The organism is Thioclava nitratireducens, from assembly GCF_001940525.2.
GTDB classification, from domain to species: domain Bacteria; phylum Pseudomonadota; class Alphaproteobacteria; order Rhodobacterales; family Rhodobacteraceae; genus Thioclava; species Thioclava nitratireducens.
This window is the reverse complement of record NZ_CP019437.1, coordinates 2,741,807-2,762,466: the sequence shown is the minus strand read 5'-3', so window position 1 is coordinate 2,762,466 and position 20,660 is coordinate 2,741,807. Positions and strand designations below refer to the sequence as shown.

Here is a 20,660-nt window from a genome sequence, read left to right as displayed (position 1 = left end):
CGCGCCCCGTGGTTCCAGTTATCAATCGGAATGTCGGTCTCGGTCCGGCGTGATCGCGCTCACGATAATCGAAGTTTGGGCAGGGTTCTTCCGACCCTTTTCGCCCCGCGGAACGGCAATTACCTCACCCGTGTTCTCCTCCTGCCGGCCGATGGTCGGCGCAAGAAATGGAAGGAGACTACTATGACCTATAGCCTCAAATCGATCGCCCTCGTCGGCCTTCTCGCCTCTGCGGCTCCCGTCACGGCCTTCGCCCAGGATAACAACGCCGCTGCCGGTGTTTCGAGTGACATGGGCGGCAGCGCTTCGATTGCTGCGCAGGGTGCGGGCACCGATGTCGGCGCGAATGTGGATACGGGCGCCTCGGCGGATGCGGGCACGAGCTCCGGCATGGGCCAAGGCGAGACGGTGAAGACCTACGGTCAGCTCATCTCGAGCCTGAAGGCGAACGGTGCCGCCTCCACCGATCAGTTCTCCGATTATCAGGTCGGAACCGATGGTGAGGTGGAGATCGTCGCGCTGTCCGACCTGAAGGGCGAAGGCGCCGAGAATGGCTCCGCGGCTCTGAAGAACGCGGCCGGGTCCGACGTGGACGCCGATTACAGCCAGCTTCCGGACGGCGTGTTCGACGGCACCGGCTACACCGCCGATGACGTCGAAACCGCGTTCATCGATACCGATGGCAACCTGGTCGTCGTGGTCAACGGCAACGCCTGATCGACCCTCACACCTAAATCCTCCCCGGAGCCCCTCGTCGCACGCGGCGGGGGCTTTCTCATGTCGCGCTCGGCCCGGGGGGCTTTCTCATGTCGCGCTCGGCCCGGGGGTAAGTGCGGTCCATCGCATCAGCGGTGGAATAGATTGATGTCAGCGGCACGCTTACGCGGACGGCCAAAAGATGACGATTGCGGTGCGCCACGGCGGCAACGAAGGGTTTGCGCCAACGGTCGGAGCGCTGCTATCGAGGACCGGACAATGCGCCGCCTCCATCCCGCAAAGGGGAGGGCGGTAACAAAGCGAAGCGAGGCCCCATCCAAGGAGCCTCGCAGCACGCATTATCTCAGGACTGGAATACCTCCACCGTCAGAGGCCTGCCCCTATTCCGCGCCCTCGGCGGACAACGGATCGGCCACGTTCTCCAGCGACTCCTGTTCTGCATCGATCCCGATGACCGCTTCGGTGACGGCCGCGACCGTCATCAGGGCACCGGCGAAGAGGTAGCCATAGAACACGTTCCAGGCGGAGCCCGTGTCGATCAGCGCGCCGAAGACCCAGGGCGAGACGATGCCGCCCGCGGCGGTGCCGATCGAGTAGAAGATCGCGATGGCGAGCGCCCGGGTCTCGAGCGGGAAGACCTCGCTCACGGTGAGATAGGCGGAACTCGCGGCCGCAGAGGCGAAGAAGAAGATCACCGACCAGAGCGCCGTGAGCGTGATCGCCGTGAGGTAGCCTTGCGCGAACATGTAGCCGGTGGCCATCAGGAGTGCGGCAGACAGGCCGTAGCTGAGCGAGATCATCACGCGGCGCCCGATCTTGTCGAACAGCCGCCCCAGAACGATGACGCCGAGGAAGTTGCCGATGGCGAAGGGCACGAGGTAAAGCCCGGTGTTCTTCGAGGGCACGTCGAAGAAGTTCGACAGAACCAGCGCATAGGTGAAGAAGATTGCGTTGTAGAGAAACGCCTGCGAACTCATCAGGATGAGGCCGAGCAGCGCCCGTTTGCGGTGCGTCGAGAACATCGCCTTGACGATCTTCATCAGAGAGAAGGATTTCTGCGGCCGGATCTTGATCTTGTCGTCGTCCGGAACCTCCGAAAGCTCCTCGCCGGTTTGCTCGCTCGTGCGCTTCTCGATGTCGCTCACGACCTCCTCGGCCTCGTCCAACCGGTCATGCGTGGCGAGCCAGCGCGGGCTCTCCGGCAGATGGCGGCGCATGTAGAGGATGATGCCGCCGAGAACCGCGCCGATACCGAAGCCCAGACGCCAGCCGATATCGATCGGGAGGTAGTCCGGGTTGAGCAGCACGATCGTCGACAGCGCGCCGAGGGCCGCACCGAGCCAGTAGGAACCGTTCACGCCGAGCGCGACCTGACCGCGCACCCTCGCCGGGATCATCTCGTCGATCGTGGAGTTGATCGCGGCATATTCGCCGCCGATGCCGAGGCCGGTGATGAACCGGAAGGCGACGAAGCTCCACAGGTTCCACGAAAAGGCGGTCAGCAGCGCACCGACGAGATAGACGGCGAGCGTGATGAAGAAGAACATCCTGCGCCCGAAACGGTCGGTGAGATAGCCGAACAGGAGCGCGCCAAGAACCGCGCCGGTGATGTAGAACGACGCGATCATCCCGATCTGCGAACTCGTGAAGCCAAGGCTTTCGGGTTCCTGAAGAACGCTGGAGACGGCCCCTTTCAGGGTGACTTCGAGGCCGTCGAGAATCCACGTGACGCCGAGCGCGACGATGATCGTCAGGTGAAATCGAGACCACGGCAAGCGGTCCATGCGGGCGGGAATGTCAGTTTGAACCGTTTTGCCGCTCTCGCCAGCCATGTCTGCCTCCTATTCCTATCGATCAAATCAGCTTCAAAACAACAAGATCTGATCCAGAATGTTCCTGCGAGCGTACGCGACCGATGGCGCAAGCCGGGGCTCCGCTCCGGATATGGGAGGCTGCAGGGCGCCTCTCTCCTCGGGGGCGCGCATTGTGATGCGATTGAAATCGTTGACAAACCGTCGCGGGGCTGAGCGAGCGATCGCGCCGCGCTCGTCGGGCTCAAGCTTTTTTCGTCTCGTCGCGGCGGGTCGCCACGCGCGCAGCGTTCGGGCTTTCCGGGCCAGCCTCTTCCCGAAGGCCCATAGTCGAACCGCGGCGCCGCAGCGTCAGCCGATCGTGTCGTGGTCGTCGGCGAGGCATTCCGAATGGTCGCGCAGCACCTCGAGCACCCGGCACTCCGAGGTCGGCCCGCCCCGACATTCGCCGATCATCCGTTCCAGTTCGCGCTTGAGCGCCTCGAGCCGCGCGATCCGGGTCTCGACCTCTCGCAATTGCCGCCGCGCGATCGAATCTGCGGCCCCGCAATCGCGCGCAGGGTGGTCCGACAGGTCCAGCAATTCGCGGATCGCTTCGAGCGGGAAGCCCAGCTGGCGCGAGTGCCGGATGAAGGCGAGCCGGTCGAGATCGGAGTTCCGGTAGCGCCGCTGGCCGCCCTCGGTCCGCCCGGGCTCGGGCATCAGGCCGATCTGCTCGTAATAGCGGATCGTCTGCACCTTGGTTCCGGTGCGGCGGGCCAATGTTCCGATCGTATGCATGCTGCACCTCCCTTCACGGTTACGTGAGTGCGGATTTCCCCCTTGAACCTATAGTTGCTGTAGCTCCTATCTTCCCCTCTGTCGAGAAAACCACGCGAGAGGACAGCAGATGACCGAGACAGCAGACCTTCAGGAATGGCGCGTGACGGGCATGGATTGCGGCGCCTGCGCGGCGAAGGTGCGCGGCGCGGTCGAGGCTCTGCCCGGTGTCGACGGGGTCGAGGTGACGCTGATGAACGAGCGTCTGCGGCTGCGGCTCGATACGGCGACCACCTCGCGCGAAAGCGTGGAGAAGGCGATCCGCCGCCTCGGCTACGGCGTCTCGGCCAAGGGGGCTGCGCCGGAAAAGCCCAAGGGCGGCTTCGTTCTTCCCGAGGGCGCCCTTCCGGCGGCGGGCGAGACGGATGAGACACCTGCGGTCGAGAGTGCGCCAACGCCGCCCGCCGATCCCGCGTGGTATGCGACCCCGAAGGGGCGCTACCTGATCGCGACCGGGCTTCTGCTGGCCGCGGCTTGGGTGGTGGAGCTGCTGGTCGGCGGCCCGATCGCGCATTGGGTTTTCGTGCTCGTCACCGTGATCGCCGTCGCCCCCGTGGCGCGGCGCGCCGCCCTGATGGCGCGGGCGCGGATGCCCTTCACCATCGAAATGCTGATGAGCATCGCCGCGATCGGCGCGCTCTTCGTCGGTGCGGCCGAGGAAGCCGCGCTCGTCGTCTTCCTGTTCGCGGTGGGCGAGATGCTCGAGGGGCTTGCGGCGTCGCGCGCCCGCGGCTCGATCCGGGCGCTGGCCGATCTTGTGCCGAAGACCGCGCGGCTGGTCACGGGTGAGCGCATCCGCGAAGTTCCGGCCGACGGCCTCGCCATCGGACAGATCGTGCAGGCCCGTCCCGGCGATCGCATCCCGGCGGATGGCACAATCGTCTCCGGCAGTTCGGGCGTCGATGAAAGCCCTGTGACCGGCGAGAGCGTGCCAGTCCTGAAAGAGCCCGGCGATGCTGTCTTCGCGGGCGCGATCAACACCGAAGGCGAGCTGCGCATCCGTGTCGAGAAAGCCGCCGAGGACAACACCATCTCGCGCATCCTGCACCTCGTCGAGGAGGCCGAGAGCGCGCGCGCCCCGGTGGAGCGGTTCATCGACCGGTTCAGCCGCGTCTACATGCCCGCGGTGGTGGGCGTGGCGCTTCTGGCCGCGATCGTGCCGCCGCTGGCTTTCGGCGCGCCCTGGGAGACGTGGATCTATCGCGGCCTCGCGCTCTTGCTGATCGGCTGCCCCTGCGCGCTGGTGATCTCGGTTCCCGCCGCGGTCGCCGCCGGGCTCTCGACCGGGGCGCGCCGCGGGTTGTTGATGAAGGGCGGCGCGGTAATGGAGACGGCGGCCAAAACCAGCCTCGTCGCCTTTGACAAGACCGGTACGCTGACCGAGGGCCGGCCGCAGATCACCGATCTTCTGCCGCTCGACGGGACCGAGGCTGAGCTTCTCGCCACCGCCGCGGCGGTCGAGACCGGCAGCAGTCACCCGCTCGCACAGGCGGTTCTCGCCCGGGCAGAGGCGCGCGGGATCGCGGTGCCACAGGCCACCGCAGCCACGGCGATCCCGGGCCGTGGTGCGCGCGCCGAGATCGACGGCGCGGTCTGGAATGTCGGGGCGCCGCGGCTGGCGACCGAAACAGGCGTGCTCAGCGCCTCCGACAGCGCCACCGTCCACCGGCTGGAAAGCGCGGGCAAGACCGTCGTCGCCGTCTTCACGCCCGAGCGCCTTCTGGGCCTCATCGCGCTGCGCGACGAGCCGCGCGCCGATGCGGCCGAGGCGGTCTCCACCCTCAAGCGCATGGGGGTCTCCTCGGTCATGCTGACGGGCGACAATCCGGTGACGGCCCGCGCGATTGCCGACGGGTTGGGCATCGAAGCCCGTGCCGGGCTGCTGCCCGAGGACAAGGTGACGGCAGTGCGCGATCTGGCGCGGGATGCGCATGTGATGATGGTGGGCGACGGCATCAACGACGCCCCGGCGCTCGCCACCGCCCATATCGGCATCGCGATGGGATCGGGCACCCATGTCGCCCTCGAGACCGCGGACGGAGCGCTGCTGCGCGACCGGGTCACCGATGTCGTCGAGCAGATCCGGCTGGCGCGCGCGACGATGGCTAACATCCGTCAGAACGTCGCCATCGCGCTCGGGCTGAAGGGGGTGTTTCTGGTGACGACGCTGCTCGGTCTCACCGGTCTCTGGATCGCGGTGATGGCCGATACCGGGGCGACCGTGCTGGTCACGATGAACGCGCTGCGCCTGCTGCGGTTCAAGGCGGAGGCAAATGGCATCTGACGCTGGGCTTAAACCAAGGCGACGCCTGCGAAATATTCATGCAGGTGCAGCAGCGCCATATAGGCCACGAGGCCAAGCGCTGCACGCCCGAGATCGGCCAGCGTAAGCCCCGCGAAGGGGGGCGCCGCTCTCGTCCGGCGCAGCGTCTCCGCCCAGACCTCCGGACCCATCTCCCGGCGGCGTTTGCGGTCGATCAGGCGCATTCCGAGCAGGGCGAAGCCGCCGAGCGCACCGAACAGCAGGACATGCGCCAGATCGCCGTTCGGCAGCAGGTGCAGCCCGGCCCAGCTCGCGAGGCCCAGCAGCATCGGGTGGCGCGTGAGCCGCACGAGACCGGGACGCTCGGGGTCGAAGCTTTTGCGGCGGCTGCCGCCGAAGGAGAACGGGTTGGCATGGCCAAGCGCGACGGCGAACCACATGCAGACCAGCGCCATCCCGATCTTTGTTGCCTCCATCGCCCAAAGGGTGGTGGGCCAAAGGTAAATCGGGTCCGGCCATGCGGCGGCGCGGATCAGGATCAGCAGCATTGCCGTCGACAGCAGCGAATAGCCCAGCCCGAAGCCTGCGTGTCCGAAGGCCGCCACCAGCCGCGCCCTAACCGTCGGGCGTGTCGGGATCGAATGGGTCGCGAGGAACGCCGCGAACACTCCGCCATAAGCCAGCCACATCATTGCGCCCTCCGTCTGGGTTGCCACAGCACCGGAGCATAGAGGATCGCGAAGCCGAGGAAAGCACCGCACCACGCCACGCCGGAGACCGAATAAAGCGCGCTCAGGGCGAGCCAGCCCGCGAGGAGCCGCGCGATCATCGCGACGAAGAGGGCGGCATAGACCGCGACGGTGCCGACCCCGGCCTCCAGCGGGCGACCCGTATGGCCGAGCGAGGCGCGGCTCATCACCGCGAGCGTCATCCCGCCAAGCGCGCCCGCCGTCCACAGGTGCATCGCGGTCGCGGGGGCGAGGGCGGCGGGAAACAGGATCGCGAACCCAAGCGCCAGCGCGCCGAGCGGCAGGCAGGCATAGGCCAGATGGAGAACGAAAAGGATCGGCGCGCGCAGCGTCAGCCCGCCTTTCCAGCGCCACAGCCGCGCGAGATGCAGCACGGCGGTCGCGAGCAGCAGCGCGGCGGTCAGCCGCGTCTCTGGCGAAATGACCCACGCGAGCAGTGCCGCGCCAGCGACCAGCATCGCGAGCTTGTCGAAACGTTGCATCGGCGGGGCGGGGCGTGCGGGGTGGTTCTCCTTGACCAGCCAGTTGCGCGTGAAGGAGGGGATGATCCGCCCCCCGATCAGCGCGACCATCATCAGCACCGCGGCAAGACCCAGCCGCATCCCGATGCCGTCGGCGGCATAACCGCCACGCGCGGCTTCGATCAGGAACAGAAGGTCGGCGAGGGTGAAAACGCCGACCAGCCCCAACACAGGAAGGTTGCGCCAGTTCTTCCCTGCCAGGATCTCACGCAGCACGACGCCACCAAGCGCCAGCGGGAATGCGAGATCTATGCACGCGACCAGCGCGAAAGGCAGATCCGCCGAGGCCAGCAACCCCAGCCGCCCGAGCGCCCAGAGCGTGACGAGGCCAAGCAGCGGCCAGCCCACGACAGGCAGTCGTCCGGTCCAGTTCGGCACCGCCGTCAGCAGAAAGCCCGCGATCGCCGCGCCGAGATAGCCGAAGAGGAAGGCATGGGCGTGCCAACTGACCGGGTCGAGCCGCGTCGGCAACGCGATCAGCCCGGTGAGTGCGGGCACCCAGAGCGCCATCGCCAGAGCGGCCCAGACGGCGCCGAAGAAGAAGAACGGGCGAAAACCGCCCGACAGCAGCGCCGGGCCTTGCCAGCGGCGCATCTGCTCTGCGGAAGACATGGCCATGATCGGCTCCTTTCAGTTTTCGGCGGCGTCCATCAGCCGCCGGATGTGACATGCGAAGGCGTAGGTCGCGGGCACGGCGACCACCGCGCCCAACCCCAGCGAGACGACCGGAGTCGCGACCGGCAGCCCGACCCACGACCCGATCAGCGAGGCGAAGAACACGTTGACCGCGAAAGCGCCCCAGCCGAACGGGTAGAGCAGCAGCGCGATCCGGGCAGGGGACCAGCGCGCACTCATCTCCGGGCGACCACCCGCGCCACCACCGCCAGCGCCGCGACGAGCGCGAGCGCCGCCAGCGCGAACCAGAACTCGGCGGTGGCCGATTGCGCCTGCGGGATCGGGCGATCGAAGCTTGCCGCCTGTGCGGTGAGTGGGGCGAGGGCGAGAAGAAGGGTCAGTTTACGCATGTCAGGTCTCCTGTGTGAGCGAGCGGTAAATGTCGGGCAGGGCGCGCAGCAGCCGTTCGGGCCGGGGCAGCAGGGTGAAGCCGCCGCGCCCGAAGATCCGTGCGAACCAGTCCTGCCCGTCCTCGTCGATGATGACGCCGTGCAGGCTCTGGCCCGCGCGGCGGGCCTCGCGCACGGCCATGTGGCTGTCCTCGATGCCGTGCTGGCCCTCGTAATGGTCGAGGTCGTTGGGCTTGCCGTCGGTCAGCACGATGAGCAGCTTGCGGCTCGCGCTTTCCTGCGCGAGCTGTGCCGAGACGTGACGGATCGCGGTCCCGAGGCGCGTGTAATGGCCCGGGCGCAGCGCCGCGATGTTGGCGTGGATCGGCGGGGCCATCTGGGCGTCGAAGCCTTTCACCCGCGTCAGGAACACCCGGTCGCGGCGGAGCGACGAGAAACCCCAGATCGCGAAACGGTCGCCCGCCGCGTCCAGCCCCTCGGCCAGCGCGGACATCGCCTCGCGCGCTATGTCGATCACGCAGCTTTCGCCGATGGCGGCCTCGGTGGAGCGCGAGGTGTCGATCAGGAAGGCCACGGCGAGGTCGCGCTCGACCTTGCGCAGGCTTTGCCAGATCCGGTCGCTGCCCCGCCCGGTCGCGGCGAGATCGGCGCGGCTCGCGATGACGGCGTCGAGGTCCAGCTCGGTCCCGTCGATCTGGCGCGGGCGCAGGATGCGGCGCGGTTGCAGCGCCTCGAACTGACGGCGCACGGCGCGGATATAGCGCGGATCGGCGCGGAAGGTTTGCGCGGCTTCGGGCCGCGCGGGCGCGTCGAGCACCCGGCAGTGACCCTCCATGTAGGCGCGGCTGCGGTGGTTCCATTCGGGATAGACATGCTCGCCCGCCAGCGCCTCGTGCTCCGCCTCGGCGGGCGAGAGGTCGAGATGCAGCCGCAGCCGCGTCGCGGCCTTGCGATCATGCCGCGTCAGGGTGATCTGGTCCTGATCTTCGGCGGCCTTGGCGGCGTTCTCCTCGTCATCGTCGTCGACCGAGCGATTGACGTTGAGCGCCTCGACCCAGGACAGGATCGACTCGAAGCGGTGGATGATGAAGCTGTCGCGGCGGCGCGCCTGATCGAGATCGCGGCGCTCGCCATGCTTGCGCTGCGTGCTGGCCATCGCGGCCGGGGCGGAGGCGGAGGCGTCGGCCTCTTCCGAGGCGGCGCTGCGGCCTGCGGTGTTGGGGGCAAATTGCAGCCAGATCGGCACCGGGGCAAGCGGCATGTAACCACGTGCGCCCTCCGCCGTCTCGGGCAGCGGGGCGGGGGTACCATCGGCGGAAAGCTGGTCGCAGATCGCGGCCTCCAGCGCGGCCTCGGCCGCCGGGCGCGACAATCTGCGGCGACGTGCGAGGGTGAGCGCGGCCATCTCGTGGTAGGGCGCGCGCAGCCCGATGCAGCGGCGATAGGCCAGATCGCAGGCTCGCGCATTGGCACGGATCTGCGCGCAATCCATCGCCGGGCCGTCGGTCTCGTCGGGCAGATCGGGCATCGCGTCGCGGCTGAGCGCAGCCAGTGCGGTCAGCCAGAAATAGGCCGCGCGGTTGAGATCAGATCGGGGGAAGACATCCATCACCGGCGGCAGGCGCAGCCGCGCGCCGTCGAAGCGGGCGATGCGCTCGGTCTCGCGCCCGGCGCCAAGGCGACGCCGGACGGGTTGGCGGTGACGGACCGGGGTGGCCGGGGCCTCGACGATTTCGACATCTGCACCGCCGCCAAGCGCGCGCAGCAGCAGCGCGAGCGAGGGGCGCAACGCAACCAGCTCGACCGCGGCGTCGGGATGGCGATCGTCCCGACCGATATCCTTGGCCAGATCGTGCCAGATTTCGCCTACGGTTTCCTCTGGCTCCATCAGGTCCATCAGTTTCATGGCGTGCTCCTCAGCCGTAGATCGTGGCGATCAGGTCGCGCAGCGCCTGCTGCACGTCCGCCTCGTCGCTGAGCGCCTGGACCACGGCGGTCTCCAGCGCCTCCTCGATCGCGATGCCCGCGCCGATCAGCCGCGCGGCATAGACCAGAAGCCGGGTCGAGACGCCTTCCTCCAGATCCATGCCCGAGAGCTTGCGGATATGCCCGGCGAGGCGCACCAGCGGCACCACCTGCGCCACCGGCAGGCCGGTCTCGGCGGTGATCACGCGGGTTTCCGCATCGGGTTCGGGAAAGTCGAAGGCGATCGAGAGGAACCGCTGCCGGGTCGAGGGTTTGAGCCGCTTGAGCACGCTCTGATAGCCCGGGTTGTAGGAGGCCACGAGCATGAAGCCCTCCGGCGCGTCCAGCTCCTCGCCGGTGCGGTCGATGATCAGGCGGCGGCGCGAGTCGGTGAGCGGGTGCAGCACCACGGTCACGTCCTTGCGCGCCTCCACCACCTCGTCGAGATAGCAGATCGCCCCTTCGCGTACCGCCCGGGTGAGCGGCCCGTCGACCCATTCGGTCTCGCCGCCCTTCAGCAGATAGCGCCCGATCAGGTCCGCCGCCGACAGGTCGTCATGGCAGGCGACGGTGTAGACCGGCTTGTTCAGCCGCGCCGCCATATGCTCCACGAAGCGGGTTTTGCCGCAGCCGGTCGGCCCCTTCAGAAGAAGGGGCAAACCGTTGTCATGCGCGCGCTCGAACAGGGCACATTCGCGGCCGGTGGGGTGGTAGTAGGGGATGCGGTCGTTGGTCATGTCGAGGGACATCGTCATTCTCCTGCCACGGGGGTTGCGGGACCGGGGGCGATGACTTCACGCCGGCGCACCACGACGAGCGAGTAGATGAACAGAAGCGCCCCCAGCACGACCGCCGCCCCCGCGCCGAAGCGCATCAGGTAGAAGATCGACAGGCTGTCCTGCACATCCATGTAGTAGTCGCCCACGACCCGCTGCATGTGGGTCTGGATCGTGCCTGCGAAGGTCAGAACGAAGGTCATGAAGGCCATGCCGCCGGTCATCAGCCAGAACGCGCCCATGTTGAGGACCTGGTTGTAGGGATCGCGCCCGCGCAGCATCGGCATCGCGTAGGTGAAGACCGCGAGATTGAGCGCGACATAAGCCCCGTAGAAGGCGAGGTGCCCGTGCGCCGCGGTGATCTGCGTGCCGTGGGAGTAGAAGTTCACCCCGTGCAGCGTGTGCAGGAAGCCCCAGACGCCCGCGCCGAAGAAGGCCACGGTCGACGACCCCAGCGACCACAGGAGCGCTGCCTTGTTGGGGTGGTTCTTGCGGCCCTTCCAGACCATCACGAAGGCGAAGGACATCATCAGGAAGAACGGGATCACCTCGAAGGTCGAGAAGATCGAGCCCACCCACTGCCAGTAACCCGGCGTGCCGATCCAGTAGAAGTGGTGCCCGGTGCCGAGGATGCCGGAGAACAGCGCGGTCGCGACGATGACATAAAGCCATTTCTCGACTACCTCGCGGTCCACGCCCGTCAGCTTGAGCATCAGGAAGCCGAGGATCGCGGCCATCACCAGTTCCCAGGTCGCCTCGACCCAGAGGTGCACGACCATCCACCAGTACATCTTGTCGAGCGACAGGTTGTCGGGGTTGATGAAGGCGAAGATCCACAGCAGCGACAGCAGCCAAAGGCCCATCAGCAGGACGTTGGTGATCGCGGTCTTGCGACCCGCCAGCACCGTCAGCGAGATGTTGATCAGGAAGATCACCGCGGCGACGAGGATGCCGAACTTCACCCAGAGGGGCTGTTCGAGGAACTCGCGCCCGCCATGGATACCGACGAGATAGGAGCCGACCGCGCCCAGCGTTCCGATCATCAGGATCGCGAGTTGCAGATAGGCGAGCTTGACCGAGAAGATCTCGCGCTCGCTTTCCTCGGGCACGAGGAAATAGGCCGCGCCGAAGAAACCCAGCAGCAGCCAGACGATCAGCGCATTGGTGTGGATCATCCGGATCACGTTGAAGGGCAGGACTTCGGACAGCGTGTTGGGCGAGACGTAGATCCAGCCGGCCAGAAGGCCGCCCAGAACCTGCACGCCGAACAGCAGCATCGCGCAGTAGAAATAGGCTTTCGCCACGGATTGGGATTGGTATTTCATCGGTTTGTCTCCTCAGCCCGCATCATTGGGCGGCCAGCCCTGCGTGTCGGTGTGATCGGCCCAGCGGAGGAATTCCGCGAGTGCGCGCATGTCCTCTTCGTTGATGTCGAAATGCGGCATCTGGCGGCGGCCCTCGATGCCGGAAGGCTGCGCCGCGATCCAGGCGTCGAGCGTCTCGTAGGCGCCCTGCGGATCGTCGGCGACGCCCCAGCGGGTCATCACGTTGCCGACCTCGGGCGCGAAATAGGCACCTTCGCCATGCAGGGTGTGGCAGTTGATGCAGGAATTGCGTTCCCAGACGGCCTTGCCGCGCGCGACCTGTTCGGTCAGCGGGGCGGAGGCGGTTGAGTTGTTCACGATATAGAAGTGGCTCTGCGCGGTCAGTGCGATGAACACCAGCACGAAGAAAATGGATCCTCCGTAAAAGATGTTTCGCGCCCGCGACTTGGTCAGGATTTCAGCCATTGGGGCCTCCCTTGGGGTCAGTCGATGGCCCGAGGGATAGCGGCGTTCGCGACCGGGAAGTTTGCGCCAGCACAACGTTTGATGGGATTGCCGGGATTAGCGTGGTCGGCAGAGAGGTCCCGCCATGTCAAAACCCAGCTGGAAGAACCCGGATGTCACGCTTGACGCGCTGATGCGCGAATGGCCCGCGACGATCGAGGTGTTCATGCGTCACAAGATGCTCTGCGTCGGCTGTCTGGTGAACCCGTTCCACACGATCGACGATGCCTGCACCGAGTATCACCTCGATCTCGACGCGTTCATCGCCGAGCTGGGCGCGGCGATCGAGGCGGCTGCCTAGACGACTATCGGGGCAGCTACCGAGAGGGGGGCAGCTCCCCGCGGCAGATCAGCACCAGACGATGCGCATCGGTCACGGTGATCCGCTTGCGGCGGCTGGCGACCAGCCCCTGTTTTTCCCACGCGCTCATCAGCCGCGAGACCGTGTGCAGCGTCGTTCCGGTCATCTCCGAGAGATCCTGCCGGGTGATCGGGAAATCGATCTCGATTCCGGCCTCGACCTTGCGCCCGGTCTGATTGATCAGTCGTAGAAGCGAATTGGCGACCCGCTGCTCGACCTGTTGGGTGGCCATCTCGACGATGCGGTTGTTCATCTCGCCAAGACGCTGTCCGACGGTCTTGTAGGTCTCTGTCGCGAAGCCGTCATACTGCGCCACGAACTGATCCCAGAGCCGCATCGGCCAGCCCAGCACGATCGCCTCCGAAGCGGTGACCGAAGTGGCGGGGTAGGTGGTACGCCCGATCGCCTGCGCGATCCCGAAAAGCTGCCCCGAGGGGATATGCAGCGCGATCACCTGCTCGCCCGTGGGGGTGATCCGCATCACCCGGATATAGCCGTCGAGCAGCATGTAGAACCGTTCGGCCGGGGCGCCTTCCTCGAAGACGGCCACGCCCTCGTCGAAGCGGCGTACGCTGGCGAGATCGAGAATCTCGCGAATTTGCCGTTTCTCCAGTCGGGAGAACGGGGGCATCGGCGTCAGCAGGCTCTCGTCGAGCCGCGGCATGGTCTTGCGGGAGGCAGGCGCGCTCATGCCTTCTCTAAACATACGGCCACCCCCACGTCCAATACGAAAAGTCACGCACGCGCGAGCGGCGGGTGAAAAAATATCGCGATTTCGTGAAAAGCGCCGCGAAGTTTGCGCCAGAGCAAAAAACGGCGGCGCGGAGTTCGCTAAACCAAGGGCAATCCAAGGATGCAAGGAAAGGACAAGAGATGATCCGCACCCTGATTTCCGCCCTCGCGATGACCGCCCTTCTGGGCGGGGCGGCAAGCGCCGAGACCTACGAAGTCCACATGCTCAACAAGGGCGAAAAGGGCGTGATGGTCTTCGAACCGGCCTTCGTGAAGGCCGCCCCCGGCGACACGATCCGCTTCGTTCCCACCGACAAGGGCCATAACGCCGAAACCATCGACGGCATGATCCCGGACGGGGCCGAGGGCTTCGCCGGCAAGGTCAACAAGGACGTCGAGGTCACGCTCGACACCGAAGGGCTCTACGCGGTGCGCTGCAAGCCGCACTACGCGATGGGCATGGTGATGCTGATCTCGGTGGGCGACGCCAAGGCACCCGAAGGGTTCCTCGAGGGCCGTGTGCCGAAGAAAGCCAAGGAACGCTTCGAAGCGGAATTGGGCGCGCTGTGAGCGCCCGCGGCAGGAAACGCGCGACAACTTCCTGCTACTTTTAACCATCGGAGGCTAAAATGCCTAAATTTATCAATCCAGCTCTCGTGAAGACCAATCGGCGCAATGTGCTGCGCGGGTCGCTTCTGGCAGGTGCCGCGGCGATGACCGCAGGGGCCGGGATGGCCGGAACCCCGTCCAAGCGCATGGCGCCCCATGTCGCGCCGCGCCCTGCCGCGCCGAAATTCATCCTCGCCGAAGCCGAGGCGCAGGTCGCCGCTCCGAAGGTGGACCTGTCGGGCTATACCCGCGTCCGCCAGGAGCTGGTCGCGCCGCCTTTTGCTCCCGCACACGAACAGGTCGCGACGGGTGGCCCGAAAATCGTCGAGATCCGCATGGAGACCAAGGAGGTTCTGCTGACGGTGGACGAGGATACCGGCGCGAGCATCTGGGCGCTGACCTATAACGGCTCGGTTCCCGGCCCGCTGATCATCGTGCACCAGGACGACTATGTCGAACTGACCCTCGCCAACCCCGCCGACTCGCAGATGGAGCACAATATCGACTTCCACGCCTCCTCGGGCGCGCTGGGCGGCGGTGGCCTGACCCATGTCTATCCCGGCGAGGAAACGGTGCTGCGCTTCAAGGCGACGCGGCCGGGCGTGTTCACCTATCACTGCGCGCCGGGCGGGGCGATGATCCCCTACCACGTCACCCACGGCATGAACGGCACGCTGATGGTGCTGCCGCGTGACGGGCTCAAGGATGCCGAGGGCAACCCGCTGCGCTACGACACGATCGCCTATATCGGCGAGCAGGACTTCTATCTGCCGATGGACGAGAACGGCGATTACAAGACCTACGAGGTCGCCGGCGAGGACTTCTCCGACAGTGTCGAGGCGATGCGCACGCTCACGCCGACCCACTCCGTGTTCAACGGCTCGGTCGGGGCTCTGACCGGCGAGAATGCGTTCAAGGCCAAGGTCGGCGACACGGTTTTGATGATCCACAATCAGGCGAACCGCGACACCCGTCCGCACCTGATCGGCGGTCATGGCGACTATGTCTGGGAGAACGGCAAATTCGCCAATCCCCCGCAGAAGGATCAGGAGACCTGGTTCATCCGCGGCGGCAGCGCGGGGGCGGCGATGTACACCTTCCTGCAGCCGGGCGTCTATGCCTACGTCAACCACAACCTGATCGAGGCGGCCCTGCTGGGCGCGACGGCCCACTTCGTGGTGGACGGTGCCTGGGACAACGCCCTGATGGAGCAGGTGATGCCGCCCCACGTGGTGGAAACCTGATCGAAGGAGACCGGAGATGATCGCCAAGCTCAGTTCGCGCGCACCACGTCTTTCCCTTCGTCAGGTGCTTGCGGCGGGTGCGGCGATCCTCGCCCTCGGGGCCGCGTGGGGTTTCCTGCGCGGCCCCGATCTCGATTACGTGCCCCAGATGGCCGAGCGGGCGGTGACGCTGCCCGACGGCTACGCGCTCTACGTTCAGAAATACGAGGTGACCGTCGCGGAGTGGAACCGTTGCCACGCGGACGGCGCCTGCGAGCTTGCCTTGCGCGCGCCGCACGGCAGTGCGCCGGAGGCCACCCCGGCGACCGGGCTGAGCCATGTCGACGTCGAGCAGTATCTCGGCTGGATCAACCGCAAGGCGCGTCACGAATTCCGGCTGCCGACGATCGCCGAGTGGCAGTTCATGGCCAAGGACGTGCTGCCAGAGAAGGAAGACCCGATCTTCACCGATCCTGACCTGACATGGGCCTCGACCTACCTGACGAGCGGTCTCGCGCCGCGCAAGCTGTCGCCGCGGGGCAGCTTCTCGACCAGCGCCGAGGGGATCGTCGATCTCGACGGGTCGGTCTGGGAATGGACGCAGGACTGCTATGGCGGGGAGGGCGGCGGCTCGGTCGATCCGAAGCGCTGCGCGGCCTTTTTCGCGGGCGGCGAGCATGTCGCAGCTATCCCGTTTCTGGTGCGAGATCCGGCGCGGGGCGGCTGTGCCGTCGGAAGCCCGCCCGCGCATCTGGGCCTGCGCCTCGTCAGCGAGACCCGGATCTGATGCGCAAGGGCCTGGGCTGTCGCCCCGCGCCATCGAGCCGTCACGAACGCATCAGACCGTCCGCACCAGCCGCAGCGCGTCGTAGATTGCGGCGTGAGTGTTGCGCGCCGCGACCGCGTCGCCGATCCGGAAAAGCTGATAGGTGCCGTCCGGGTTCCGCGCGACCCTCTGCGGTTCGCCCGCGATCAGAGCCTCGTAATCGACCTCGCCCTGATTGCTCGAGCCGTCGCGCAGATCGAAATAGATGTCGTCCAGCGGCCGGGTGCCGTGATTGACGACGACCTGATCGACATGCCGCTCGCGGGTGAAGTCGCCGTAATCGCTGCCGATGGTCGCGACCAGGCCGTTGCCGGCCTTCGCCACGCCCGTCAGCTTCCAGAGCACGGTGAAGGTCACGTCGCGGGCCTGCAATTCGCGCAAGGCCGGGGTCAGCGACATCGCCATGACCTCGGAGGAGAAATTGCGGTCGCGCGTCATGATCTCGACCTTGGCGCCGCCGGCGGCGAGGGTCTCGGCGGCTTGCAGGGCGGCGTAGTCGCCAGCGTCGTCATAAATCAGCACGTTGCTGCCGGGGCGGGCGTCGCCCGACAGGATATCCCAGGATGAGACGACAAGATTGTCGCCTGCGGCCAGCACCTCGGTATGCGGCAGCCCGCCGGTCGCGATCACGACGACATCGGGCTGTTCTGCACGGATGGTGTCCGCGTCGGCATAGCTGTTGAAGCGGAAACTCACGCCAAGACGCTCGCATTCCGCGAAACGCCACTGGATCAGCTGGATCATCTCGTGGCGGCGCTTGGATTGCGCCGTGAGGCGTACCTGTCCGCCGGGATCGTTGGCGGCCTCGTGCACGATGACCTCATGGCCGCGTTCGGCGGCCACGCGCGCGGCCTCCAGTCCGGCCGGACCGGCGCCGACGATGACCACCCGGCGCGACGCGTCGGCCTTGGTAATCTCATGCGGCATTTCCAGTTCGCGCCCGGTCGATGGGTTGTGCAGGCACAGCGCCATGCCGCCCTGATAGATCCGGTCGAGGCAGTAATTCGCGCCCACGCAGGGCCGGATACGCTCTTCCTCGCCGCGCATGATCTTGGCGACGATATGGGGGTCGGCCATGTGGGCGCGGGTCATGCCGACCATGTCGAGCTTGCCCTCCGCGATGGCGTGCCGCGCGGTGGCGACATCCTGAATCTTGGCGGCGTGGAAGGTCGGGAACTGGGTGGCGGCGCGGATCTCTCCGGCGAAGTCGAGATGCGGCGCGCTGCGCATGCCCTGCACCGGAATCACGTCGGTCAGCCCCGCGTCGGTGTCGATATGGCCCTTCACCACGTTGAGGAAATCGACCATGCCGCTGTCTTTCAGCCGCCGCGAGATTTCCAACCCTTCTTCGCGGGTGATGCCGCCGGGCAGATCCTCGTCGCCGGTGTAGCGCACGCCGACGATGAACTCGTCGCCCACCCGCGCGCGGATCGCCTTGAGCGTGTCGAAGGTAAAGCGCAGCCGGTTCTCCAGGCTGCCGCCGTAAGGCCCGTCCAGTTCGTTCGTCAGAGGCGACCAGAACTGATCCATCAGGTGGCCATAGGCTTGCAGCTCGATCCCGTCGAGCCCAGCCGCTTTCATGCGTTCGGCGGCGTCGGCATAGTCCTCGATGATGCGCGAGATGTCCCAATCCTCGGCCTTCTTCGGAAAGGCCTTGTGCGAGGCTTCGCGTTCGTGGCTGGGCGAGACGACCGGAAGCCAGTCTGCCTTGTCCCAGCGGGTGCGGCGTCCGAGATGGGTCAGCTGGATCATCACGGCGCAGTCGTGCTCGTGGCAGGCATCCGTCAGCTCTTTCATCCAGCCGACGACCTCGTCTTTCCAGGCGAGGACGTTGTTGAAGACCGGCGGGCTGTCGCGGGCGACGGAGGCAGAGCCCGCCGTCATCGTGAGCGCCACGCCCGCGCGGGCCCGCTCGACGTGATAGGCACGGTAACGCTCCTTCGGCATCCCGTCCTCGGGATAGGCGGGCTCGTGGCTCGTGATCATCAGGCGGTTCTTCAGCGTCAGATGCTTGAGCTGATAGGGTTGCAGAAGCGGATCACTGGACATGGGCGGACTCCTTGAGGTCGGGTCTTGAGGGCAGGGGGCGTCAGGCGTCGATCGAGACATCCCCGATCGGGTTCGAGCAGCAGGCGAGGACGTAGCCGTCTTCGATCTCGTCATCGGTGATGCCGCCATTGTGGACCATGTGGACCTGACCGCCCTTGGTCTTGATCTTGCAGGTGCCACAGACTCCGAAAGTGCAGCCGGACGGCAGCGGCACGCCCGCAGCTTTCGCGGCGGCGAGCAGGGTTTCGGTCTCCTTGATCTTCGCGGTCTTGCCGGATTTGGCGAAAGTGACCTCGACGGCGGCATCCTCGTCGGGGGTCACGTCGTCTTCGGGCTCGACGGGGCGGTCGGCGACCGGCGCGTTGAAGCTCTCCTGATGGTAGTGGTCCATGTCGAAACCCAACCCGGTCAGCGCCTCGCGCACCGCGCGCATGAAGGGCTCGGGGCCGCAGCAGAACACTTCGCGCTCGAGGTAATCGGGGGCTGCGAGGCCAAGGATGAGCTGGTTCAGCTGCCCCTTGATCCCGGTCCAGGGCGCGTAGGGATCCTGCTCTTCAACCACCCATGTCAGTGCGATGCCGGGCAGGCGCGAGGCCATATGCTCCAGCCGTTCGCGGAAGATGATCTCGGACGGACGACGCGCGCAGTTGATGAAGACGATGTCCGGGTCGCTGCCCGCATCGTAGAGCTGCGTCGTCATCGACATCATCGGGGTGATGCCGGAGCCTGCCGAGATGAACAGGTATTTCGACGCCGGATGCACGACGTTCGAGAACATCCCCGCAGGCCCCAACGCCTTGATCCGCATGCCGGGGCGCAGATTGTCGAGCATCCAGCGCGTGCCGAGCGAGGTCGGCTGTGCCTTGACCGTGACTGTCAGGGAGGTGGGCCGCGACGGCGAGGAGGAGATCGTGAAGGTCCGGTGCAGCGGGCCGCCCGCCACCGGCAATTCCAGCGTCACGAACTGCCCGGCATTGAAGTGGAACAGCGCCCCCCGAGGGCGGGCGAAAGGTAAAGCTCGCCGTATTCGGGGCCTCGGGCAGGAAGTTGACGCATTCCAGCGGTTCGTCGTCGGTCCAGAACTGAAGGAGCGGTTGAGCATTTGCAGCCATGAGCCTACTCCGCTGCGAGGCTGCGCGGGGCAATCGCGCGGGTCATGGTGGCGGCATACCAGTCGACGAACTGGATCACGCCCGATTCCCAGTCCGGGCTGTAGGGGCCCGGCGTATAGGCCGGCGAATTGATGCCGCGCTGGTTGTCCTCGACGATCTCGCGATCCTGATCGTTGGTGGCGATCCAGACTTCGGTCAGCCGTTGCAGATCGTAATCGACCCCCTCGACCGCATCGCGATCCACGATCCAGCATGTGGTGACCTCGGTCTGCGTGGGGCTGATCGGCATCACCCGGAAGGTCAGCGAAATGTCGGGTAGGAAATGGTTCCAGGTCGACGGGTAGTGGAATTTCAAAAGCGAGCCGGCATCGGGCAGGGCGACGCGGCCGAGGGGGCGGCGCACCGCCGCCTGACCGTCCATTGTGTAGCTGACGGCGTTGTCCTGCAGCGGCATCCGCGCGAGGCGGTATTGGCCGTCGCCGCCCAGACGGAACTGCGCCGGGGCGCCGGATGCCTCACAGCGGTCGAAATGCCCCTGCAGCCGGCTCGAGATCGAGCCATCTGGGGAAACGCCCGCGACTTCCGGGTCGAGCGGGAATGAGTTGCACAGCTCGGGGTGGTTGCTCGAGCAGTGATAACACTCGCGGTTGTTCTCCCAGACCAGCTTCCAGTTGCCTTCCTCGATGATTGAAGACGTGAAGGCGACCTTGCCCCGGTGCAGGTCGTGGACCTCCAGATAGGGGTGGGCCATCGCGGCGAAGGCCTCGAAATCGGGGGCGTCATCGGCAAGGCAGATATAGATCAGACCGCAGAGGTCGCGGGTCTGAACCGGGCGCAGCCTGTGCGCTGCCGGGTCGAAATCCGGCCCCATGTCGCGCGCCCAGAGCAGGCTGCCATCGAGATCGTAGGTCCACTGGTGATAGGGGCAGACCAGCTTGGCCACGCGGCCCGCGCTCGTCTTGCACAGGATCGAGCCACGGTGACGACAGGTGTTGTGAAAGCCCCGGATCTCGCCGTCGCTGCCCTTGACCAGAACGACGTCATAGGCCCCGATCTTCAGGCGCGCATAGTCGCCGGTCTTGACCAACTGGCAGGCGGGAATGGCGAAGAGCCACTGGCGATAGAAGATATGCTCGAGATCCGACTCGAATATGCCTGGGTCGGTATAGAAGGCCCGGTCGAGCGAATATCCGGGTTTGCGATGTGCGAGCAGATCGGCAAGAGGAGGTGTCACGGGCGCGGCCTTTCCTATCCAAGCGTGATTTCACCTCAT

General features: G+C 66.3%; 19 protein-coding genes and 1 pseudogene. 6 read left to right on the top strand and 14 right to left on the bottom strand.

What is annotated here, in order from left to right; all coding sequences use genetic code 11:
- Positions 1-183 precede the first annotated feature (183 nt).
- Complete coding sequence (locus tag BMG03_RS13095; RefSeq protein WP_075777005.1) at positions 184-717, top strand: hypothetical protein; 534 nt, start codon at positions 184-186, stop codon at positions 715-717.
- A 380-nt stretch (positions 718-1,097) separates the two neighbouring features.
- On the opposite strand, the gene BMG03_RS13090 is transcribed toward BMG03_RS13095, so the two are convergent.
- Entirely contained in the window at positions 1,098-2,549 is a 1,452-nt protein-coding gene (locus BMG03_RS13090; protein WP_075777006.1) for an MFS transporter, read from the bottom strand.
- A 330-nt stretch (positions 2,550-2,879) separates the two neighbouring features.
- Positions 2,880-3,308 carry a MerR family transcriptional regulator gene (locus BMG03_RS13085; protein ID WP_075777007.1) on the bottom strand — a complete coding sequence of 143 codons (429 nt, stop codon included), beginning with the start codon at positions 3,306-3,308 and terminating at the stop codon, positions 2,880-2,882.
- 109 nt (positions 3,309-3,417) lie between these two features.
- Here BMG03_RS13085 and BMG03_RS13080 point away from each other — a divergent pair, with 109 nt between their 5' ends.
- Positions 3,418-5,631 (top strand): heavy metal translocating P-type ATPase, encoded by a 2,214-nt coding sequence (locus BMG03_RS13080; protein ID WP_075777008.1) that lies wholly within the window; start codon positions 3,418-3,420, stop codon positions 5,629-5,631.
- An 8-nt stretch (positions 5,632-5,639) separates the two neighbouring features.
- On the opposite strand, the gene BMG03_RS13075 is transcribed toward BMG03_RS13080, so the two are convergent.
- The 8 genes from BMG03_RS13075 to BMG03_RS13040 are packed head-to-tail and all read right to left on the bottom strand — an operon-like array spanning position 5,640 to position 12,436.
- A complete protein-coding gene (locus tag BMG03_RS13075) occupies positions 5,640-6,302 on the bottom strand; it encodes an NnrU family protein (RefSeq protein WP_075777009.1) in 663 nt (220 codons plus the stop codon).
- The gene (locus tag BMG03_RS13070) at positions 6,299-7,498 is read right to left on the bottom strand and encodes an NnrS family protein (RefSeq protein WP_075777010.1); all 1,200 of its coding nucleotides are present in this window, start codon (positions 7,496-7,498) and stop codon (positions 6,299-6,301) included. Before BMG03_RS13070 ends, BMG03_RS13075 begins: the two co-directional genes overlap by 4 nt.
- Positions 7,499-7,510: 12 nt before the next feature.
- Complete coding sequence (locus BMG03_RS13065; protein WP_075777011.1) at positions 7,511-7,735, bottom strand: NnrT protein; 225 nt, start codon at positions 7,733-7,735, stop codon at positions 7,511-7,513.
- Positions 7,732-7,905 carry a protein NnrT gene (locus tag BMG03_RS13060; RefSeq protein WP_075777012.1) on the bottom strand — a complete coding sequence of 58 codons (174 nt, stop codon included), beginning with the start codon at positions 7,903-7,905 and terminating at the stop codon, positions 7,732-7,734. Before BMG03_RS13060 ends, BMG03_RS13065 begins: the two co-directional genes overlap by 4 nt.
- 1 nt (position 7,906) lies before the next feature.
- Positions 7,907-9,811 (bottom strand): nitric oxide reductase activation protein NorD, encoded by a 1,905-nt coding sequence (locus tag BMG03_RS13055; RefSeq protein ID WP_075777013.1) that lies wholly within the window; start codon positions 9,809-9,811, stop codon positions 7,907-7,909.
- A gap of 10 nt (positions 9,812-9,821) precedes the next feature.
- Positions 9,822-10,625, bottom strand: coding sequence for a CbbQ/NirQ/NorQ/GpvN family protein (locus BMG03_RS13050; RefSeq protein ID WP_369907754.1), 804 nt, complete (start codon positions 10,623-10,625; stop codon positions 9,822-9,824).
- Positions 10,622-11,971 (bottom strand): cbb3-type cytochrome c oxidase subunit I, encoded by a 1,350-nt coding sequence (locus BMG03_RS13045; RefSeq protein ID WP_075777015.1) that lies wholly within the window; start codon positions 11,969-11,971, stop codon positions 10,622-10,624. The genes BMG03_RS13050 and BMG03_RS13045 overlap by 4 nt, the downstream gene beginning before the upstream one ends.
- A 12-nt stretch (positions 11,972-11,983) precedes the next feature.
- A complete protein-coding gene (locus BMG03_RS13040; RefSeq protein ID WP_075777016.1) occupies positions 11,984-12,436 on the bottom strand; it encodes a c-type cytochrome in 453 nt (150 codons plus the stop codon).
- 124 nt (positions 12,437-12,560) lie between these two features.
- Here BMG03_RS13040 and BMG03_RS13035 point away from each other — a divergent pair, with 124 nt between their 5' ends.
- Positions 12,561-12,776, top strand: coding sequence for a DUF1858 domain-containing protein (locus BMG03_RS13035; protein WP_075777017.1), 216 nt, complete (start codon positions 12,561-12,563; stop codon positions 12,774-12,776).
- A gap of 16 nt (positions 12,777-12,792) precedes the next feature.
- On the opposite strand, the gene BMG03_RS13030 is transcribed toward BMG03_RS13035, so the two are convergent.
- Positions 12,793-13,500 carry a Crp/Fnr family transcriptional regulator gene (locus tag BMG03_RS13030; protein WP_075777077.1) on the bottom strand — a complete coding sequence of 236 codons (708 nt, stop codon included), beginning with the start codon at positions 13,498-13,500 and terminating at the stop codon, positions 12,793-12,795.
- A gap of 209 nt (positions 13,501-13,709) precedes the next feature.
- Between BMG03_RS13030 and BMG03_RS13025 the strand changes: the two genes are divergently transcribed.
- From BMG03_RS13025 to BMG03_RS13015, 3 genes are read left to right on the top strand one after another with little or no spacing between them, the layout of a single operon-like run.
- A complete protein-coding gene (locus BMG03_RS13025; RefSeq protein WP_075777018.1) occupies positions 13,710-14,138 on the top strand; it encodes a pseudoazurin in 429 nt (142 codons plus the stop codon).
- Positions 14,139-14,197: 59 nt separating this feature from the next.
- On the top strand, positions 14,198-15,421 hold the full coding sequence (gene nirK / locus BMG03_RS13020) for a copper-containing nitrite reductase (protein WP_075777019.1): 1,224 nt from the start codon (positions 14,198-14,200) through the stop codon (positions 15,419-15,421).
- A gap of 16 nt (positions 15,422-15,437) precedes the next feature.
- On the top strand, positions 15,438-16,187 hold the full coding sequence (locus BMG03_RS13015) for a formylglycine-generating enzyme family protein (RefSeq protein WP_075777020.1): 750 nt from the start codon (positions 15,438-15,440) through the stop codon (positions 16,185-16,187).
- A gap of 51 nt (positions 16,188-16,238) precedes the next feature.
- Here the strand turns inward: BMG03_RS13015 and BMG03_RS13010 are convergent, their stop codons facing one another.
- From BMG03_RS13010 to BMG03_RS13000, 3 genes and pseudogenes are all read right to left on the bottom strand, one after another.
- On the bottom strand, positions 16,239-18,275 hold the full coding sequence (locus BMG03_RS13010; protein ID WP_075777021.1) for an NADH:flavin oxidoreductase: 2,037 nt from the start codon (positions 18,273-18,275) through the stop codon (positions 16,239-16,241).
- A gap of 40 nt (positions 18,276-18,315) precedes the next feature.
- Positions 18,316-19,387 (bottom strand): annotated as a pseudogene (locus BMG03_RS13005) (FAD-binding oxidoreductase).
- 4 nt (positions 19,388-19,391) lie between these two features.
- Positions 19,392-20,621, bottom strand: coding sequence for an aromatic ring-hydroxylating oxygenase subunit alpha (locus tag BMG03_RS13000; protein ID WP_075777022.1), 1,230 nt, complete (start codon positions 20,619-20,621; stop codon positions 19,392-19,394).
- Positions 20,622-20,660 lie beyond the last annotated feature (39 nt).

Bases quoted from the DNA above. Each gene is read 5' to 3' on its own strand.
- BMG03_RS13095 (WP_075777005.1), top strand. From the start codon at position 184: ATGACCTATAGCCTCAAATCGATCGCCCTCGTCGGCCTTCTCGCCTCT.
- BMG03_RS13090 (WP_075777006.1), bottom strand. From the start codon at position 2,549: ATGGCTGGCGAGAGCGGCAAAACGGTTCAAACTGACATTCCCGCCCGC.
- BMG03_RS13085 (WP_075777007.1), bottom strand. From the start codon at position 3,308: ATGCATACGATCGGAACATTGGCCCGCCGCACCGGAACCAAGGTGCAG.
- BMG03_RS13080 (WP_075777008.1), top strand. From the start codon at position 3,418: ATGACCGAGACAGCAGACCTTCAGGAATGGCGCGTGACGGGCATGGAT.
- BMG03_RS13075 (WP_075777009.1), bottom strand. From the start codon at position 6,302: ATGATGTGGCTGGCTTATGGCGGAGTGTTCGCGGCGTTCCTCGCGACC.
- BMG03_RS13070 (WP_075777010.1), bottom strand. From the start codon at position 7,498: ATGGCCATGTCTTCCGCAGAGCAGATGCGCCGCTGGCAAGGCCCGGCG.
- BMG03_RS13065 (WP_075777011.1), bottom strand. From the start codon at position 7,735: ATGAGTGCGCGCTGGTCCCCTGCCCGGATCGCGCTGCTGCTCTACCCG.
- BMG03_RS13060 (WP_075777012.1), bottom strand. From the start codon at position 7,905: ATGCGTAAACTGACCCTTCTTCTCGCCCTCGCCCCACTCACCGCACAG.
- BMG03_RS13055 (WP_075777013.1), bottom strand. From the start codon at position 9,811: ATGAAACTGATGGACCTGATGGAGCCAGAGGAAACCGTAGGCGAAATC.
- BMG03_RS13050 (WP_369907754.1), bottom strand. From the start codon at position 10,625: ATGACGATGTCCCTCGACATGACCAACGACCGCATCCCCTACTACCAC.
- BMG03_RS13045 (WP_075777015.1), bottom strand. From the start codon at position 11,971: ATGAAATACCAATCCCAATCCGTGGCGAAAGCCTATTTCTACTGCGCG.
- BMG03_RS13040 (WP_075777016.1), bottom strand. From the start codon at position 12,436: ATGGCTGAAATCCTGACCAAGTCGCGGGCGCGAAACATCTTTTACGGA.
- BMG03_RS13035 (WP_075777017.1), top strand. From the start codon at position 12,561: ATGTCAAAACCCAGCTGGAAGAACCCGGATGTCACGCTTGACGCGCTG.
- BMG03_RS13030 (WP_075777077.1), bottom strand. From the start codon at position 13,500: ATGCCGCGGCTCGACGAGAGCCTGCTGACGCCGATGCCCCCGTTCTCC.
- BMG03_RS13025 (WP_075777018.1), top strand. From the start codon at position 13,710: ATGATCCGCACCCTGATTTCCGCCCTCGCGATGACCGCCCTTCTGGGC.
- nirK (WP_075777019.1), top strand. From the start codon at position 14,198: ATGCCTAAATTTATCAATCCAGCTCTCGTGAAGACCAATCGGCGCAAT.
- BMG03_RS13015 (WP_075777020.1), top strand. From the start codon at position 15,438: ATGATCGCCAAGCTCAGTTCGCGCGCACCACGTCTTTCCCTTCGTCAG.
- BMG03_RS13010 (WP_075777021.1), bottom strand. From the start codon at position 18,275: ATGTCCAGTGATCCGCTTCTGCAACCCTATCAGCTCAAGCATCTGACG.